The sequence below is a fragment of the Georgenia sp. G2120 genome, from assembly GCF_055326485.1.
In genome coordinates this window covers 1-17,524 of record NZ_JBUZNL010000005.1, presented here as the reverse complement: position 1 = coordinate 17,524, position 17,524 = coordinate 1, and the positions used below count along the sequence as shown (strand labels likewise).

Genomic DNA, 17,524 nt, shown 5'->3' with positions numbered 1-17,524 from the left:
ATGGCGGACCAGCTGACGGCGGCCCAGACCGCCACCGCGCTCACCGCGGCGTGCGACGCGATCGTCGCCGCCAAGGAGCGGCTCACCCGCGCCGACCAGGCCATCGGCGACGGCGACCACGGCGTCGGCATGGCCCGCGGGTTCACCGCCGCGAAGGAGGCCCTCGCCGAGGCGTCGCCCGCGACGCCCGGGGAGGCGTTCAAGGCCGTGGGCTCCGCGGTCCTCGCGACGAGCGGCGGTGCCTCGGGCGCCATCTTCGGCACGATGTTCCGGGCACCCGCCAAGGTGCTGACCGGGGACACGCTCGACGCCGACGGGTTCGCGACCGCGCTCGAGGCCGGCGCCGAGCAGGTCATGCGGCGCGGCAAGGCCGAGGTCGGGCAGAAGACGATGCTCGACGCGCTCGTCCCTGCCGCGGAGGCCGCCCGAGCCGCCGTGGGCCAGGGCCTCGCCGCCACGGCACGCGCGGCGGCGGTCGCGTCGGCCGATGGCGTCGAGCGCTCGGCCGAGCTCGTCTCCGGGTTCGGCAAGTCGCGCTCGCTCGGGGAGCGCAGCGTCGGTCATCCCGACCCCGGCGCGATCTCGGTGTCGGTCCTGCTCGGGGCGATCGCGGATGTTGTAAACACGCTTGGATGAAAGTGCGACGATGATGGGGGTGGTGTTTCGGAGGAACCCCCCCCTCCGGCGTCGTGCAGGGTCGGGCCCCGCCCTCAGGGCAGGGTGAGGATCTGGACGCCGTCCTCGGTGACGGCGATCGTGTGCTCGGTGTGGGCGGTGCGGCAGCCGGTCGCGCTGCGCAGGGTCCACCCGTCGTCGTCCATCGCGAGCTCGTCGGTGTCCGCCATGACCCACGGCTCGAGGGCGAGCATGAGGCCGGGCCGCAGCGGGAAGCCCCGGCCCCGGCGGCCGGTGTTCGGCACGTGCGGGTCCTGGTGCATGGTCGAGCCGATGCCGTGGCCGCCGAACTGGGTGTTGACGGGGAAGCCGGCATCCGCGAGCACGGTGCCGATCGCATGGGACAGGTCGCCGATCCGCGCGCCGGGGCCGGCCGCCGCGATGCCGGCGTCGAGCGCGCGGCGCGTGGCGTCGATGAGGCGGTCGCTCTCCTCGTGCGCCACCTCTCCGACCACGAAGCTGATCGCCGCGTCGGCGGCGACGCCGTCCTTGACCACGGCGAGGTCGAGGGTGAGGAGATCCCCCTCGGCGAGCTCCGCGTCGTGTGGCAGCCCGTGCAGCACGGCGTCGTTGACGGCGGTGCAGATGTAGTGCCCGAACGGGCCGCGGCCGAACGACGGCGCGTAGTCGACGTAGCAGGACGTGGCGCCGGCCCGCTCGATCAGCTCGCGGGCCCATCCGTCGATCTCGAGGAGGTTGGTCCCCGGGACCGTCTGCTCACGGACGGTGGCGAGGATGTTGGCGACGACGGCCCCGGTGATCCGCCCGCGGGCGATCTCGGCCGGACTGAGGATCTCGATCATGCGGTCATTGTCGCGCGCTACGGCTCGAGGACGAGCTTGAGGGTCTCCCCCGCGGCGGCGCGGGCGAACCCCGCCGGGGCGTCGGCGAGCGGGACCCGGTCGGTGACGAGGCGGCGGAAGCGCTGAGGATCGGAGGAGACGATCGCGAGGGCCTCCGCGTTGTCCTCGGGGGTGTTCGCGGTGGAGCCGGTGACCATGAGCTCGCGGTAGTGGACGAGGTTGGCGTCGAGGGTGATCTCGCCCTTCCCCGAGGGCAGGCCGGCGAAGAAGTTGACCCGCCCGCCGAGGGCGGCGACGCGCAGGGCGTCGCCGAACACGGCGGCCACCGGGGTTGCGACGACGACGCAGTCCGCGCCGCGCCCGTCCGTCAGCTCCAGGACCCGTTCGGTGAGGTCCTCGGCCCGAGGGTTGATCGTGTGGTCCGCCCCGAGCCGGGCGGCGAGCTCGCGCCGCGGCGCGGAGGTCTGGCTGACGATCACCTGCTCGACCCCGCGCATCCGTGCGAGAAGGAGGGCGGTGAGGCCGATCGGGCCCGCGCCGCAGACAAGGACGGTGTCCCCCGGCCCGGGGTCGAGGAGACGCAGGCCCCGCACGACCGCCGCCACCGGCTCGGTCATGACGACGTCGAGCGCCTCGAGCCCGTCGGCGACGGGCAGGACGTTGCCGGCCGCCACGCCCCGCGCGGGCACGCGCACGACCTCGGCGAACCCGCCGTCGAAGGTGAGGCCGACGCCGGCGTAGTCGGTGCACAGGTTGCTGCGGCCGGCCGTGCAGGCGTGGCAGGTGCCGCACCCGACGTTGGGCGCGAGGGCGACGAGCGTGCCGGGAGCGAGCCGCGGGTCCTCCGACCGGTTCTCCCGGACGTGGCCGACGACCTCGTGGCCAGGCACGCGCACGGTCCCCGCGGGGTACATGCGGTGCTCGCCGCGGGCGATCTTGAGGTCGGTCCCGCACACGCCGGTGGCGGCGACGTCGATCGTCACCTCGCCCTCGGCCGCGACCGGGACGGGCCGCTCGACGAGAGCCATCGCGCCGTCGGCCTGGTGCTCGTACGCCAGCATGCGCACATCCTCTCGCGGTGGCCGGTGCGGCCGGTGGGTATCGACGACGTCGCGCGCCGTCCGTGGGAAGGCCGTCCGGCCGCCGCGCCTCACGCAGCAGCCGGACAGCCCGTCGGGGGACGGGGCTCAGCCCGTCAGGGGATGGACGTCAGGGGGCGGACGTCAGCCTGCGAGGCCGTCGAGGACGGCGGCCGTGCCGGACAGCCCGAGGCGGGTGGCCCCGGCCTCGATCATCGCGAGGGCCTTCTCGGTGTCGCGGATGCCGCCCGACGCCTTGACGCCGAGGCGGCCGCCGACGGTCCGGGCCATGAGGGCGACGGCCTCGACCGTGGCGCCGCCGGCCTTGTGGAACCCGGTCGAGGTCTTGACGAAGTCGGCGCCCGCGCGCTCGGCGGCCTCGCACACGGCGACTATCTGCTCGTCGGTCAGTGCGGCGGACTCGATGATGACCTTGAGGACGACGCCCGGGGCGGCGTCGCGCACGGCGCGGATCTCGGCCTCGGTCTCGTCGTAGCGGCCGGTCAGCGCGAGGGCCAGGTTGATGACCATGTCGATCTCGTCGACCCCGTCGGCCGCGGAGCGCGCGGCCTCCGCCGCCTTGACCTCGGCGGCGTGCGCACCGGACGGGAAGCCGCACACGACGGCGAGCTTCACGCTCTCGGGCACGTCGAGCGGGACGAGGTTGGGCGAGACGCACACGGAGTAGGCGCCGAGCTCGGCGGCCTCGCGCACGAGGGCGGCGACGTCGTCGGGCGTGGACTCCGGCTTGAGCAGGGTGTGGTCGACGAGCTGGGCGACCTCGGTGCGGGTACGAGCGGTCATGACGTGCTCCTTGTCGTTCGGGGTGGTCGTGCGTGGGTGTCCGGGAGTGAGTCGAGCAGGCCGGCGGCGAGCTCCTCGTCGGTGACGAGGATGTCGCACAGCCCGTGGGTGACGGCGGCGAGCGCGGCCGGGGTCTTCGCCACGCCCGCGGCGACGGCGATCGGCAGCCGCGCGGAGCGGACCTCGTCAAGCGTGAGGCCCACGGTGCGCGCGTCGATCGAGGGGTCCGCCGGGCGCCCCTCCGCGTCGATGTAGCGGCCGAGGACGTCGCCGACCGCGCCCCGGGTGACGAGGCGGTCGACCTCAGCGTGGCTGAGGTAGCCGGCCTCGACGAGGACCGACGTGCCGACCGGCTCGCCGAGCGAGAACAGCAGGGCGTCCGCCTCGCGGGCCTGGTCGAGGACGCGGCGGACCGACCCGTCGCTCATGAGCGTGGCGGCCAGGTCCGGCGAGTCGACGATCGCCGGGGCCTGGAGGAAGACCGCGGTGCCCCGCGCCTGTCGGGCCAGCTCGGCGACCACCTGGCCGGGGTTGCTCGCCCCGGGCAGGGGCAGGCCGGCGTTCGCCTGCACCACCACGGTGCCGTCCGCCCAGGACGGCGGGATCTGCTCGACGAGGTCGACCATCGTGCGGCCCCAGGAGACCGCCAGCGTGGCCGGCGACTCCTTGAGGTCGGCGAGCAGCTCGCCGGCGGCCGCCGCGACCCGGCGGCGGGTGGCCACCGGCTCGCGCTCGGCCGGGACGACGACGGCCGCGGTGAGGCCGGTGCGGGCGACGAGCTCGGCCTCCAGCGCGTGCGAGCGCGCGCGGGGGTGGACGATCTCGATGCGGACGATGCCGGTGCGGCGCGCCTCCTGGAGGAGGCGGCCGACCTGCCAGCGGGTGAGGTGCAGCCGCTCGGCCACCTCCTGCTGCGTCAGCTCCTGCTCGTGGTAGAGCGTGGCCACCCGCAGCAGGAGGAGGTCGCGCTCCTCGTCGTCACCGCGCACGGTCGCCGTCCCGGTCGGTTCTCACCGTCACCTCCGCGTCGTCCCTGCCGGCTCAGGCGCCGTGGGGAAGGAAGAGGACCTTCGAGCTGTGGATCGTGCGCTTGTACATCGCCTCGATCGTCTCGCCCACCTTCTCCAGCGGCAGCTCGTGCGTGATCATGAACTCCCACTTGAGCAGGCCCTGGTGCATGGCCTCGACCGTGGTCGTCCACTCGGTGCCGGGAAACGGCGCCGAGAACGAGTTCCACGAGCCCTTGATGTCGATCTCGAGCCGCATCATCCGGGCCCAGTTCTTGTCGCTGATCGTCACGTCGGCGTTGGGGATTCCGATGAGCACGACCTCGCCGTGGCGGGCGGCGAGCCCGACGGCCTGGTTCTCGGCGATCGGGTTGCCGGAGCACTCGACCACGATGTCGTAGCCGAGCCCGGCCGCCTCGGCGGCCGCCTCCGGCGTCGTCGCGGTGGTGGTGGCGCCCGCCTCGCGGGCCAGCTCCGCCTTCTCGGGCGAGACGTCGACCGCGAGGACGTCGAGCGCGCCGCCGAGGCGCGCCCACTGGATCGCGAACAGGCCGATGGGGCCACCCGCGCCGACGACCGCGACGCGCTTGCCCGGGGCGAGCTTCGTGCGCAGCAGGGCGTGCAGGGCGATCGCCGAGGGGTCGACCATGGCGGCCGCCCGAGGGTCGAGGTCGGCGGGCACCTTGAGGAGCAGCTTCGCCGGGCCGGCGACGTACTCGGCGTAGGCGCCGTGGCGGCGGGAGCCGTAGTAGTCGTAGTCCTCGCACAGGCTGTAGTGCCCGGCCACACAGGGGCCGCACTCGAAGCACGGGAGCATCGGGGGGACGGTGACGAGGTCACCGACGGCCACCTCGGTGACGCCCTCGCCGATCTCCTCGACCCAGGCGGAGAACTCGTGACCGCAGATGAGCGGGAGCTTGTGCGCGCCCTTCTTGAACATGCGGTCCAGGTCGGACCCGCACACGCCGCACGCGGCGACCTTGAGCAGCGCCTCGCCGGGACCCGGCGTGGGCTTCTCGACCTCCTCCAGCCGAACGTCCCCGACGGCGTGGAGCTGGACGGCCTTCATCTTCTCGGTCATGTGGAGCTCGTGATCCCTTCTGGTGCTCGGGCGGGGCCGCGGGTGCGGCGCCGCCGTGTAGTGCGTGGCGGTCGGTGGTGCGTGGCGGTCCCAGGCGCGAGTCGGTTGCTTGCGCGTGACAGGTTCCTGGCGCGTACCGCCCGGCCGGCGGGTGGCGCGCCGCCCCTCCCGGGAGGCGCGCCACCCGGCGGGTCAGGCCTCGTCGACGTGCCGGGACATGGCGTTGGTCAGGTCCCGCATCGCGTCGTAGGTCTGGACGTATGCGTCGAAGTTGTACTGGTACGCCTCGTGCGCCTCGGCGTCGGGCTCGATGACCTCGACGGTGCGCACCATCTCCCGTGCGGCCGTGGGCAGGTCGGCGTGGACGCCCGCGCCGACGGCGGCCATCATCGCCGAGCCCAGCAGCGGGCCCTCGCTCACGTCGGTGAACGTGATCGGGAGGTTGGAGACGTCGGCGTGCATCTGCATCCAGAACCGGCTCTTCGTCGGGCCGCCGGAGACGACGACCTCCTTCGGCGGGAAGCCGTTGTCCCGCATCGTGCGGAAGATATTCTCGGTGCCGAAGCAGATGCCCTCGAGGATTGCGCGGAACATGTGGCCCTCGGTGTGGCCGAGCGTGAGGCCCCAGAAGACGCCGCGCGAGCGCGGGTCGGAGTACGGCGAGCGGTTGCCCTGGAAGTGGTCGAGGAGCACGAGACCGTCGGACCCGATCGGGACCTCGGCGGCGAGCTCGTCGAGGATCTCGTAGGCCGGGCGGTTCTCCTTCGCCGCGCGCTCGTTCGCGCTGCGCGCGAGGTGGTCGCGGAACCACGCGACGACGGAGCCGGTCGAGACCTGCCCGGCCTCGACCGTCCACTCGCCCGGGATGACGGCGTCGGTGTACGAGCCCCACAGGCCCTTGGCGTGCAACGGGACCGGGGACTGGCCGATCATCACGTGGCTCGACCCGGTGATGAGCGCCATCTTGCCGGGCTCGACGACGCCGAGCCCGATCGCTCCCGCGTAGGCGTCGATCGCACCCTCGGCGACCGGGGTACCGGCGGCGAGGCCCAGCTCCTCGGCGATCTGCGGGCGCAGCCCGCCCACCGTGGTGCCGACCGGGAGCACGCGCTCGGGGAACTTCTCGAGGATGTCCGCGCCGCCGACCTTCTCGTACAGCGAGGTGGGCCAGCCGCCGACGGAGGTGTCGTAGAAGTACTTGCCGGCCGCGTGGTTGAGGGACATCGTCCACTCGCCGGTGAGCCGGTGGACGAGCCAGTCGGTGCAGTCGACGAGGAGGTCGGCCTTCGCGAAGATCTCGGGCTCGTTCTTCTTCAGCCACATCGACTTCGGCGTGCCCCACTCGGCGGATACGGCGCCGTGGCCGGAGTACTTGAGCGCCGGGTCCTCGGCGCGGGCGAGCGCCTCGGACTCGTCGGCGGCGCGGACGTCCATCCACAGCAGCGCCGGGCGCAGGTGCTGGCCGTCCTTGGTCGTGGCGACGACGGTGGCGCTCGTCGCATCCACCGAGATGCCCGCGATCGCGTCGGCCGGCACCTTCGCCTGCTCGAGCGCGCCGCGCACGGACGTGACGATCGCCGACCACCAGGCGTCGGGGTCCTGCTCGGCGCGGCCGGGCCGCGGGAACGAGGTCTTCCACTCGGTGGAGGCGACGCCCTTGAGGCCTCCGGCGGCGTCGAAGATGCCGGCGCGGGCGCCGCCGGTGCCCATGTCGATGCCCAGCAGGAACGGACCGTCAGTCATCGGGAACTCCCATGTTCTCGGGGGTGTGCGCACGCTGCGGGACGCCTGCGGGCGACCGGTGCGCTGGTCCGATCAGACTGCCAAGACAGCGCGCATGCGCGCAACGCGCTCGCCGGTTTCGCTCACATGAGCACCACGTCTCGCCCTCGCGCGGGCGGGAGCTCGGTCCGCACCTCGAGCCCGCCGTCGGCTCGCGGGGCCAGGACGAGCGTGCCGGCGTGCGCGTCGACGATCCGTTCCACGATCGACAGACCCAGGCCGTTGCCGGTGCGCTCGTCCAGGCGGGTCCGGCCCGCGCCCTTGAGGAACGGTTCGGTGAGTCGGTGCACGGTCCCGGGACCGACCGCGCCCCCGGTGTTGGCGATCGTCACGGTCGCGCGGTCGGCGGCGCCCACGGTGGTCGCCCAGACGCGGCCTCCGTCCGCGACGTTGTGCACCACGGCGTTGTGCAGGAGGTTCGTCATCATCTGCCGCAGCAGCGGCTCGGAGCCCTCGGCGAGAGACGGCGACGCGTCGATCTCGATCGTCACGCCGTGCTGCTCCGCCAGGGGCAGCAGGCTCTCGACGGCCTCGTCGAGGAGCAGCGAGAGGTCGACCTCCTCATGTCGGGTGAGGGGGTGTCCGGACCGGTCGAGCAGGAGGAGAGCCTCGACGAGCTCGACGGCGCGCGCATTGGTCGCCCTCAGCCGGGCAAGTGTGGCGGCGGGGTTCTTGTCGGGTGCTTTCGCTGCGACGTCGATGATCGTCTGCATGACGGCGAGCGGGGTACGAAGCTCGTGGGAGGCGTTGGCGGCGAAGCGCCTCTGCTCCTCGACCCGGGCCTCGACCCGTTCGAGCATGTGGTCGAACGAGTCAGCGAGCTCGCCGAACTCGTCGGTCCGGTCCGACATGTCGACGCGGTGGTCGAGCGCGCCCGTGGACGCGATCCTCGTGGCCCGCGTGATCCGCTCGAGCGGCGAGAGCATGCGGCCGGCGAGCAGCCATCCCCCGGCCGGACCCAGGGTGAGGAGGAGGACGAGCACGACGACCGTCGGGGGGACGAAGGCCTCGAGCAGGTCGGACCGGTTCGGGACGAATCCGCCCCGGGTGTCGATCGTCGAGTCCGGGACGTACCGCAGGAGGAACACCCACACGACGGCGAGCAGCAGGACGCCGGCCACCATGAGGAACCCGGCGTAGCTGAGGGTCAGCTTCCAGCGTGAGCTCACACCCCGGTCCTCAGCTCGGGCCGTCCGGGATGGCGCCGATCCGGTAACCGACGCCCGGCACGGTATGGATCGGCGATGGTTCGCCGAGACGCTTGCGCAGGCCCGAGACCGTGATCCGCACCGCGTTGGTGAACGGGTCGGCGTGCTGGTCCCACGCGCGCTCGAGCAGATCCTCGGCACTGACCACCCCGCCGTCCGCCGCGACCAGGACGTCGAGCACGGCGAACTGTTTCCTGGTCAGAGCGATGTAGCGACCGTCCCGGTACACCTCACGCCGGAACGGGTCGACCGTGAGGCCGGCCAGCTCCCGGACCGGTGGCCGCCTCCGCGCCCGCCGCCGGTCGAGCGCCCGGATCCTCAGCACGAGCTCCTCGAACGCGAACGGTTTCGTCAGATAGTCGTCCGCGCCCAGCCGGAAGCCCGACGCCTTGTCGTCGATCCGGTCCGCGGCCGTGAGCATGAGGATCGGGACGTCCGCCCCGGACCGGATGATCCGCTCGGCGACCTCGTCGCCCGACGCTCCCGGGACGTCCCGGTCGAGGATCGCCAGGTCGTACTCGTTGACACCCAGCAGGTCCAGCGCGGCATGGCCGTCGTTCGCGATGTCGGCGGCGATCGACTCGAGGCGCAACCCGTCGCGGACCGCCTCCGCCAGCAACGGCTCGTCCTCCAGCACCAGCACCCGCATGCCTGGAGGCTACGCGCCGACGGATATCGACGACGTATCGAGAAACGCAGACGGCCCGGCAACACGCCCTCGCCTGCACTGGGGGCATGAACGATCACACCACGCCAGTTCATGCCCGGCTGCTCCGCGGCGGAGCCGTGGCGCTGCTGCTCGTCGGTGCTCTCGGCGTCGTCGCCTCCCTGCTGCTCTCGTCGTCCCCGCTGGTCGGCGGGCAGCCGTCGCCGTTCGACGTCGACGACTCGGCGCACGGCGTTCTCCCCGACGGCACGACCGCGTTCGACGAGGAGCTCCCCGGAATCAGCCGCCTCGACCCCGCGCTGCGGGCGGCCGTGCAGGAGGCGACGGAGGACGCTCGGGGTGACGACGTCTCGATCGTCGTCACGAGCGGGTGGCGGTCAGCCCAGATCCAGACCCGGCTGCTCGACGACGCCGTGGCCGAGTACGGGTCGCGCGCGGAGGCCGCCCGATGGGTCGCCGGCCCGGACACGTCCGCGCACGTCTCCGGGAACGCGGTCGACATCGGCGGCATGGCCGCCTATCTCTGGCTCGCCGACCACGACCGGGGCGCCGCCTACGGCCTCTGCCAGACCTATGCGAACGAGCCGTGGCACATCGAGTACCTCCCCGAGGCGATCGACGACGGCTGCCCGGCGCAGTACCTCGACCCGACGCACGACCCCCGGCTACGGCCCTGATCGTCTGCGACCTCGCTCGCCGCGCTACCCCTTGACGGAACCGGCCGTGAGGCCGCCGACGATGTAGCGCTGGAGGAAGAGGAACAGCAGCAGGACCGGGACCGCGGCGATGACGGCGCCGGCGGCGAACATGCCCCAGTTCTGGTTCGTCAGCGAGGAGACCATCTGGTACAGCCCGAGCGCCAGGGTCCAGTTCTGCTCGGACTGCAGCACCACGCGAGCGATAACGAAGTCGGAGAAGGTCGAGACGAAGGAGAGCAGCCCGACCACCGCGAGCACCGGCGCGACCATGCGCAGGATGATCGTCCAGTAGATGCGGGCGTGGCTGGCGCCGTCGATCTTCGCGGCCTCGTCGAGCTCCTTGGGCACGGTGTTGAAGAACCCGTACATGAGGAAGGTGTTCGTCCCCAGGGCCCCGCCGAGGTAGACGCAGATGAGTCCGATCCGGGAGTTGAGCCCGAGCGAGGGCACGACCTCCCCGATCGAGAGCAGCAGCAGGAAGATCGCGACGAAGGCGAGCAGCTGGGGGAACATCTGCAGCACGAGGAGCGTGTTGAGACCGAACGCGTGCCCCTTGAACCGGAACCGGGAGAAGGCGTAGGCGGCCGCAGCGGCCATGACCACGGTGCCGATCGCCGTCGAGAGCCCGATGAACATGGTGTTGCGGAACCAGGTCCAGTACAGGGTGGTGTCGCTGAGCTGGGAGTAGCTGCCGACGTCGAACGACGTGAACAGCGAGTTCGACCCGGTGAGCGTGGCCCCCTGCCCGGCCAGCGACGCCGAGATGACGTAGACGATGGGGAACGCGGCGTAGATGACGAACACGATCCCGATGACGTGGCGGATGCCCAGCTCGGCGAACCAGCGGCCGAACGCCATCCTCGGCTGGGGCGGGAGCTCCTGCCCCTTCCGGTCGGTGGCCCGGCCGGCGCCGGTGGTCGTCGCGGCATCGCGGCCCGCGCCGTCGGCGGGGCTGGAGGGGGTGGCGGACATCAGTTGTACTCCTCCAGCTTGCGCGCCTGACGGAAGCCGATGACGGAGACCGCGGCGACGATGATGAAGATGAGGATCGACAGCGCCGAGGCCAGCCCGTAGTCCTTCTGCGAGCTGCCGTCGATGCCGGCGATGTTGTAGACCATCGAGATGAGGATGTCGGTGTGCCCGACGGGGACGCTGGCCGAGTCCATCCGCGGCCCGCCGCCGGTGAGCATGTAGATGAGGTTGAAGTTGTTGAAGTTGAAGGCGAAGGACGCGATGAGCAGCGGCGCGGTGGCCACCAGCACCAGCGGCATCGTGATCGAGCGGAACTGCTGGAGCACGCCGGCGCCGTCGATGCGCGCGGCCTCCTTGACGTCTCCGGGGATCGACTGCAGCGCCGAGGTGCAGATGAGGAACATGTAGGGGAAGCCCAGCCAGAGGTTGACCAGCAGGACGGAGAGCTTGGCCAGCCACGGGTCGGTCAACCACGGGATGTCGGCCCCGAAGAACACGACGTTGTTGATGAACCCGAACCGCTCGTTGAGCAGGCCCGCCCACAGCAGGGCGGCAAGGAACCCAGGGAACGCGTACGGGAGGATGAGCAGGGTCCGGTAGATCTTCTGGCCCTTGAGCCGGGCGTCGTTGAAGACGACGGCGAGGAACAGGCCCAGCAGGAAGGTCGTCACGACCGAGAGGAATGCGAACGCCATCGTCCACAGGAGCACCTGCAGCAGCGGGCCGGAGTAGCGCGAGTCGGCGAAGGCGTCGACGTAGTTCTCCGGCCCGACGAACACCCGCCAGCCCACGTTGAGCGCCTCGCCGTCCTCGGAGACGAAGCTGCCGCGGTCGTTCGGCCGGTACTCGACGCCGGTCTCGACGTTCGTCATCACGTCCGCGTCCTCGTCGTAGACGAGCCGGGAGGTGGCCTGGGCGGCCGAGCGGCCGTCGGTGGTGCGCAGGGAGCCGTCGTTGGGGTCCTCGGAGAAGGGCACCCGCAGCTCCGCGACCTCCTGGGGACGCTGGTAGATGTCGGCCTGCTGGAGCACGGTGACGTCCGGCACGGAGGTGATCCGGCCGTCCTCGACCACCGCGTCCGGCGCGTCGACGAGCGGCTCCTCGGCGTAGCCGACTCGCACGGTGCCGTCGGACTCGTCGAGGATCGCCAGGCCGAGCTCGGCGCCGTCGACCCCCTCGCGCTCGACGACGACGACGGGGTAGCGCGTGGCGTCGGGCAGCGTGCGCTCGTTCTGGGCGAGCAGCTGCTCGACAGCCTCGGGCTTGGTGAGGTTGTGGCCGTCGCCGTAGTTGGTGAAGGAGACGTAGCCCGTGTAGACGATCGTGAAGATCTGGTACACGGCCAGGAAGATCAGGCCCGGCAGCAGGTACTTCATCGGCACCGTGCGCCGCGAGAAGTAGACCCAGTTGACGGCGGCGAGGATGACGAGGGTCCCGCCGAAGAGCCACCACGAGTCGTTGTTCCAGGCCTGGAAGAGGATCGTCACGCCGAGGGCGTCGACCAGCGCGACGAGCACGAGCTTGACGAAGAACCAGCCGTTGACGTCACCCCCGCGGGCGGGGCGCGTCCGGCCGCCGCTGGATGCCGGCGGCTGCGTCGCCGGCGGCATGTCGGTCGTGGTCATGGACGTCCTTTCTCGGAACGTGGCACGTCGTCGTGTGGCGCCGGGTGGGATCGGGTGCTCTCACGACCGCCCGGCGGGGGGCCTGCGGGGTTGGATGTGCTGCGGCACCTGGTGGTCCTGCGGGACCGGGGTGTGCCGGCGGTGCTGCGGGTCCTGCCGCTCGCGCTCCCCCGAGGTCGGCGGGCCCGACCGTCGAGGGCGCGAGGCCCGGGGCGACCGCCTCGGCAGGCGGCCGCCCCGGGCGGGTGGCTGGACGTCAGCCGGCGTCGATGGCGCCCTGGATGTCGGCGACCATGGCTTCCCAGGCACCGGCCGGGTCGTCCTCGGCGCCGGAGATGATGCCGCCCTCGGTCACGCCCCAGAACTGCCAGACCTGACCCATGGCGGGCAGCGCGGGCATCGGCGCGGCCTCGGCGCCGACCTCGCGGAAGCCGGCCACGATCTCGTCCTCCGCGGCCGCGTCGGCCGCCACGGTCAGCGCCGGGACGCGGTCGCCGGTCTCGAACAGCGAGGTCTGCGCCTCCTCGGTGGACATGAAGTTGACGAGGAAGTCGTTGGCGATGAGCGCGTCGGGCGACTGCGCGTTGACGAAGAAGGCCTGCACGCCGGCGAAGGGCACCGCCGCCTCGGGGCCGGGCGCCGGGATCGGGTCGATGGCGACATCGATGTCCTCGAAGGAGGCGAGCATCCAGGGGCCACCGATGATGAACGGCGACTCGCCGTTGGCGAAGGCCTCCACCGCGATGTCGTACGTGATGTTGGTGTCCAGGGCGCCGGTGCCGTTCTCGCCCTGCTCGGCCAGCCACTGGGCGAAGGCCGCCCCACCCTCGCCGCCCAGGCCCAGCTCCTCGGTGTACGCACCCTCCTCGTCGGTGACGAAGACCGGCGCACCGAAGGAGGTCTGCAGCGGGTAGAAGGTGTACGGGTCGCCGTTCTCGCCGTCGGACTGGATGAGGATCGGGAACTCGGTGCCCGCCTCCTCGCCGGCGGCCAGGGCGTCGTCCCAGGTGGCCGGGGCCTCGGGGGCGAGCTCGGTGTTGCGGATGAGGGCGATGTTCTCGATGGCGAAGGGCAGGCCGTAGATCTGGCCGTCGTAGGTGACGGCGTCGATCGCGACCTGCTCGAAGTCGTCGGCGTTGGTCAGCTCGAGCGGGGCGACGACGCCGTTGACGGTGAGCTCGCCGAGCCAGTCGTGCGCGCCGACGGTGATGTCCGGGCCCTCCCCGGTGGGGACCTGGGTGACGAAGTCGGTGCGGATGTCCTCGAAGTTGCGCAGCACGGTCTGCACCTCGACGCCGGTCTCCTCCTCGAAGGCCACGGCAGCCTCCTCGACGGCGGCCTGGCGGGTCTCGTCGACCCACACCACGAGGGTGCCCTCCTCGTTGGGGGTGACGGCGCCGGCCTCGGCGACCTCGTCCTCGCCAGCGGCGCCGGACTCGCTCTCGCCGGACTCGGCCTCGTCCGACCCGGACTCGGCGTCGTCGGAGCCGGTCTCCTCCGAGGTCTCCTCGGAGGTCTCCTCCTCGGTGTCGCTCGACTCGTCGTCGCCCCCGCCGCAGGCGGCAAGGGTGAGGGCCACGGCTGCGGTCGCGGCAAGGGTGGTGATGCTCCGTCGCATCTGTGTCTCCAGGTGTTCGAAGGTGACGGGGACGTTCCCGCGGACGTGCTCATCGCTGTGCACCTCGCGGGACGAGGCAGACAGTACGCAGCCGACTGGCAATCTGCAAGCACTTGCAGTAACTTTCAGATCTCATGACGGAGCTGTTGCACCACAGCCACCACGACCGTGCGAGCGGGACGCTCGACGAGGAGCGCACGATGCCCTTCCCCATCAGCCGGCGGACCCACGTACCGGGACCACCGACTCTCTCCACGACGACGACGGACGCACCGTGAGCGGGCGGACCCGGCTGACCGACCTGGCCGACCAGGCGGGGGTCTCCACCGCCACCGTCTCCCGGGTGCTCAACGGCCGCCCGGGGGTGGCCGAGCCGACCCGCCGCGAGGTCCTCGCCGCGCTCGACGTGCTCGGGTACGAGCGGCCCTCGAGCCTGCGCCAGCGTGCGGCCGGGCTCGTCGGCCTCATCGTCCCCGAGCTGTCGAACCCGATCTTCCCGGCGTTCGCCCAGCAGATCGAGACCCTGCTGAGCAGCTCGGACCTCACCCCGCTGCTGTGCACCCAGTCCCCCGGCGGGACCACCGAGGACGACTACGTCGAGATGCTCCTCGAGCACGACGTCGACGGCATCATCTTCGTCTCGGGCCTGCACGCCGACACGTCCGCGGACCCGTCGCGCTACCACCGGCTCATCGACCGTCGCATCCCGTTCGTCCTCGTCAACGGCACGAACCCGGACATCGCCGCACCCGCGTTCGCCGCCGACGACGCCGACGCGATGGACCTCGCCGTGCGCCACCTGGCCGCGCAGGGGCACCGCCGGATCGGACTCGCCGTCGGACCCACCCGGTTCGTGCCCGTGGCCCGCAAGGTCGAGGCGTTCGGGGCCGCGACGTCGCGCTACCTCGAGGACGCCGAGCCACCCACGGTCTCGACCCTGTTCACGGTGGAGGGCGGCCGGGCGGCCGGGTTCGAGCTCCTCGAGGCAGGGTGCACCGGGATCGTCACCGCGTCGGACCTCATGGCGCTCGGCGTCGTGCGGGCGGTCCGGGCGGCCGGCCTGGGCGTCCCGGAGGACGTCTCGGTCGTCGGGTACGACGACTCGCCGCTCATGGCGTTCAGCGACCCGCCGCTGACGACCGTCCGTCAGCCCGTGCCGGCGATGTGCCAGGCCGCGGTGTCCACCCTCGTCGCCATGATCAGGGGCGGCTCGCCGAGCCCCGCCGAGCTGACCTTCGTGCCCGAGCTCGTCGTGCGCCGCTCGACCGGTGCGGCGCGGCTCGAGGCGGCCGAGTGACCGCCGAGGACTGGTGGCGCGACGCCGTCGTCTACCAGGTCTACCCGCGCTCGTTCGCGGACGCGAGCGGGGACGGCGTGGGCGACCTGCCGGGCATCACGGCGCGGCTGGGGCACCTCGCCGACCTCGGCGTCGACGCGCTGTGGCTCTCCCCGTTCTACCGCTCGCCCCAGAAGGACGCGGGGTACGACGTCGCCGACTACCGGGACGTCGACCCGCTCCTCGGGACGCTCGCCGACGCCGAGGCGCTCGTCGCGCGGGCCCACGAGCTCGGGCTGCGGGTGGTCGTCGATCTCGTCCCCAACCACACCTCCGACCAGCACGTCTGGTTCCGCGAGGCCCTCGCCGCCGGGCCCGGATCGCCGGAGCGGGCGCGGTACCTGTTCCGTCCGGGTTCTGGCGAGGGCGGCGAGCTGCCGCCGAACGACTGGACCTCGGTGTTCGGCGGGATCGCGTGGACCCGCGTGCGTGACCGGGCGGACGCGCCGGGCTCCGCCTGGTCGGACGACCCCGACTGGTACCTCCACCTGTTCGACTCGAGCCAGCCCGACCTCGACTGGGAGAACACCGAGGTCAGGGAGGAGTTCGAGTCGATCCTGCGGTTCTGGCTCGACCGCGGGGTCGACGGCTTCCGCGTCGACGTCGCCCACGGCCTCGTCAAGCAGGAGGGCCTGCCCGACTGGCCGTGGCACCTGCGGATGGTCTCGGGGTCCGACGTCGATCCCGCCGACGTGCCGCCCGCCCCGATGTGGGACCGGGACGGCGTCCACGAGGTCTACCGGTCCTGGCGTCGCGTCCTCGATGAGTACTCCCCCGCGCGGATCCTCGTGGCCGAGGCCTGGGTCGACGACGACGAACGGCTCGCCCGGTACGTCCGCCCCGACGAGATGCACCAGGCGTTCAACTTCCACTTCCTGTCCACCCGGTACGACGCCGGCCTGTACGCGGACGCGATCCGGGACTCGCTCGCGGCGGCGGACCTGGTCGGAGCACCGTCCACGTGGGTGCTGTCCAACCACGACGTCGTGCGGCACGCCAGCCGTCTCGGCCTGGCCCACGCGGACACCGGGAAGGGCCCGAACGGGATCGGCGCCGACGAGCCGCAGCCGGACGCCGCACTCGGCCTGCGCCGGGCCCGCGCCGTCTCGACGCTCATGCTCGCGCTGCCCGGTTCGGCGTACGTCTACCAGGGCGAGGAGCTCGGGCTGCCCGAGCACACGAGCCTGCCCGACGAGCTGCGGCAGGACCCGGCGTTCGCCCGCACGGGCGGCGAGGAGACGGGGCGCGACGGGTGCCGCGTGCCGCTGCCGTGGGAGGCCGACGCGCCGGCGTACGGCTTCTCGCCGTCGGGGAGGTCGTGGCTCCCGCAGCCGGCGGCGTTCGGCGAGCTCGCGGCCGATCGCCAGGAGGGCGTGGCGGGGTCGACGCTCGAGCTGTACCGCGAGGCGTTGCGCCTGCGCCGGGAGCTCGGCCTCGGCCGGGCCTCGCTCGCGATCGTTCGCGGCGACGACGTGGGCACGAACGGCGTGTCGGCAGTCGACGGCGCGGTGGCACCGGCCGAGGATCTCGGCGAGCTCGGTGCCGACGGCGTCCTTGCACTGATCTCCCGCCCTTCCTCCGGATCCGAAGTCCTCGTCGTGCTCGTCACCGGCGGGGCTCCGGCCCGTCTGCCCGAGGGCTGGCGGGTGGTCCTGTCCTCGCAGCCGGGGGCGGGCGAGGACGGGACGGTCCCGGTCGACACCGCGGTCTGGGCGGTCCGCGAGGGCTGACCTCGCCCGGGGCGTCGGCCCACCCGTGCGCGTCCTTCCCGCGCGGAGAACGCGCACGCACCAGGCCGATTCGTCGAGATTGCGGTTGGGGCCCAACCGCAATCGGCGGTTTCAATCGGTTGTTGCAACGTGCGCCTTGGGAGGGTGTACGGATGGCTGGGAAGAGATTGACACTTGAGGAGCGGGCGAAGATCGAGGCGCTGTTCGGTCAGCGATTGACGTTCCCGCAGATCGCTGAGCGGATCGGTCGTCACCGGACCACGGTGTGGCGCGAGGTCACTCGCAATAACTCCTACCGGGGCGCTCACCTGGACACACCCGGGACGCGTTCCCCGGCGGGACGCCGGCAGGCCAATCCCGCCGGTCGTGGTGGCGCCTACCGGTGGGCGTACTCGTGCCGGAACGCGCAGCGCAGGGCCGACAAGCGGGCCCGCAGGCC

16 protein-coding genes are annotated in these 17,524 nt (G+C 72.2%); 5 read left to right on the top strand and 11 right to left on the bottom strand.

Annotated features, from left to right (window positions below; genetic code table 11):
• A complete protein-coding gene (dhaL, locus tag ACZLMO_RS07255; RefSeq protein WP_463653330.1) occupies window positions 1–636 on the top strand; it encodes a dihydroxyacetone kinase subunit DhaL in 636 nt (211 codons plus the stop codon).
• A gap of 74 nt (window positions 637–710) precedes the next feature.
• Here the strand turns inward: dhaL and map are convergent, their stop codons facing one another.
• The 8 genes from map to ACZLMO_RS07215 form a co-directional block, all read right to left on the bottom strand.
• Complete coding sequence (gene map / locus ACZLMO_RS07250; RefSeq protein ID WP_463653329.1) at window positions 711–1,478, bottom strand: type I methionyl aminopeptidase; 768 nt, start codon at window positions 1,476–1,478, stop codon at window positions 711–713.
• 17 nt (window positions 1,479–1,495) lie between these two features.
• A complete protein-coding gene (locus ACZLMO_RS07245) occupies window positions 1,496–2,539 on the bottom strand; it encodes a zinc-binding dehydrogenase (protein ID WP_463653328.1) in 1,044 nt (347 codons plus the stop codon).
• Between the two features lie 162 nt (window positions 2,540–2,701).
• Complete coding sequence (deoC, locus tag ACZLMO_RS07240) at window positions 2,702–3,361, bottom strand: deoxyribose-phosphate aldolase (protein WP_425713208.1); 660 nt, start codon at window positions 3,359–3,361, stop codon at window positions 2,702–2,704.
• Window positions 3,358–4,350 carry a sugar-binding transcriptional regulator gene (locus ACZLMO_RS07235; RefSeq protein WP_425713207.1) on the bottom strand — a complete coding sequence of 331 codons (993 nt, stop codon included), beginning with the start codon at window positions 4,348–4,350 and terminating at the stop codon, window positions 3,358–3,360. Before ACZLMO_RS07235 ends, deoC begins: the two co-directional genes overlap by 4 nt.
• Window positions 4,351–4,402: 52 nt before the next feature.
• Complete coding sequence (locus ACZLMO_RS07230; protein WP_425713206.1) at window positions 4,403–5,449, bottom strand: galactitol-1-phosphate 5-dehydrogenase; 1,047 nt, start codon at window positions 5,447–5,449, stop codon at window positions 4,403–4,405.
• A gap of 192 nt (window positions 5,450–5,641) precedes the next feature.
• Window positions 5,642–7,192: an FGGY-family carbohydrate kinase gene (locus ACZLMO_RS07225; protein WP_425713205.1), complete on the bottom strand. Its 1,551-nt coding sequence runs from the start codon at window positions 7,190–7,192 to the stop codon at window positions 5,642–5,644.
• 122 nt (window positions 7,193–7,314) lie between these two features.
• On the bottom strand, window positions 7,315–8,400 hold the full coding sequence (locus ACZLMO_RS07220) for a sensor histidine kinase (protein ID WP_425713204.1): 1,086 nt from the start codon (window positions 8,398–8,400) through the stop codon (window positions 7,315–7,317).
• A 10-nt stretch (window positions 8,401–8,410) separates the two neighbouring features.
• Entirely contained in the window at window positions 8,411–9,088 is a 678-nt protein-coding gene (locus ACZLMO_RS07215) for a response regulator transcription factor (protein WP_425713203.1), read from the bottom strand.
• 86 nt (window positions 9,089–9,174) lie between these two features.
• On the opposite strand from ACZLMO_RS07215, the gene ACZLMO_RS07210 reads away from it, so the two are divergent.
• Complete coding sequence (locus tag ACZLMO_RS07210) at window positions 9,175–9,783, top strand: M15 family metallopeptidase (RefSeq protein WP_425713202.1); 609 nt, start codon at window positions 9,175–9,177, stop codon at window positions 9,781–9,783.
• A gap of 24 nt (window positions 9,784–9,807) precedes the next feature.
• On the opposite strand, the gene ACZLMO_RS07205 is transcribed toward ACZLMO_RS07210, so the two are convergent.
• The 3 genes from ACZLMO_RS07205 to ACZLMO_RS07195 all read right to left on the bottom strand — a co-directional run bounded on the left by ACZLMO_RS07205 (window position 9,808) and on the right by ACZLMO_RS07195 (window position 14,019).
• A complete protein-coding gene (locus tag ACZLMO_RS07205; RefSeq protein ID WP_425713201.1) occupies window positions 9,808–10,776 on the bottom strand; it encodes a sugar ABC transporter permease in 969 nt (322 codons plus the stop codon).
• A complete protein-coding gene (locus ACZLMO_RS07200; RefSeq protein ID WP_425713200.1) occupies window positions 10,776–12,401 on the bottom strand; it encodes an ABC transporter permease subunit in 1,626 nt (541 codons plus the stop codon). The genes ACZLMO_RS07205 and ACZLMO_RS07200 overlap by 1 nt, the downstream gene beginning before the upstream one ends.
• Window positions 12,402–12,657: 256 nt before the next feature.
• Window positions 12,658–14,019: a sugar ABC transporter substrate-binding protein gene (locus tag ACZLMO_RS07195; protein ID WP_425713199.1), complete on the bottom strand. Its 1,362-nt coding sequence runs from the start codon at window positions 14,017–14,019 to the stop codon at window positions 12,658–12,660.
• A 274-nt stretch (window positions 14,020–14,293) separates the two neighbouring features.
• Between ACZLMO_RS07195 and ACZLMO_RS07190 the strand changes: the two genes are divergently transcribed.
• The 3 genes from ACZLMO_RS07190 to ACZLMO_RS07180 all read left to right on the top strand — a co-directional run.
• Complete coding sequence (locus ACZLMO_RS07190) at window positions 14,294–15,316, top strand: LacI family DNA-binding transcriptional regulator (protein ID WP_425713198.1); 1,023 nt, start codon at window positions 14,294–14,296, stop codon at window positions 15,314–15,316.
• Window positions 15,313–17,085 (top strand): glycoside hydrolase family 13 protein, encoded by a 1,773-nt coding sequence (locus ACZLMO_RS07185; protein ID WP_425713197.1) that lies wholly within the window; start codon window positions 15,313–15,315, stop codon window positions 17,083–17,085. The genes ACZLMO_RS07190 and ACZLMO_RS07185 overlap by 4 nt, the downstream gene beginning before the upstream one ends.
• 152 nt (window positions 17,086–17,237) lie before the next feature.
• Window positions 17,238–17,524, top strand: a 287-nt coding sequence (locus ACZLMO_RS07180; RefSeq protein WP_463653327.1) for a helix-turn-helix domain-containing protein, incomplete at its 3' end; no start/stop codon positions are given.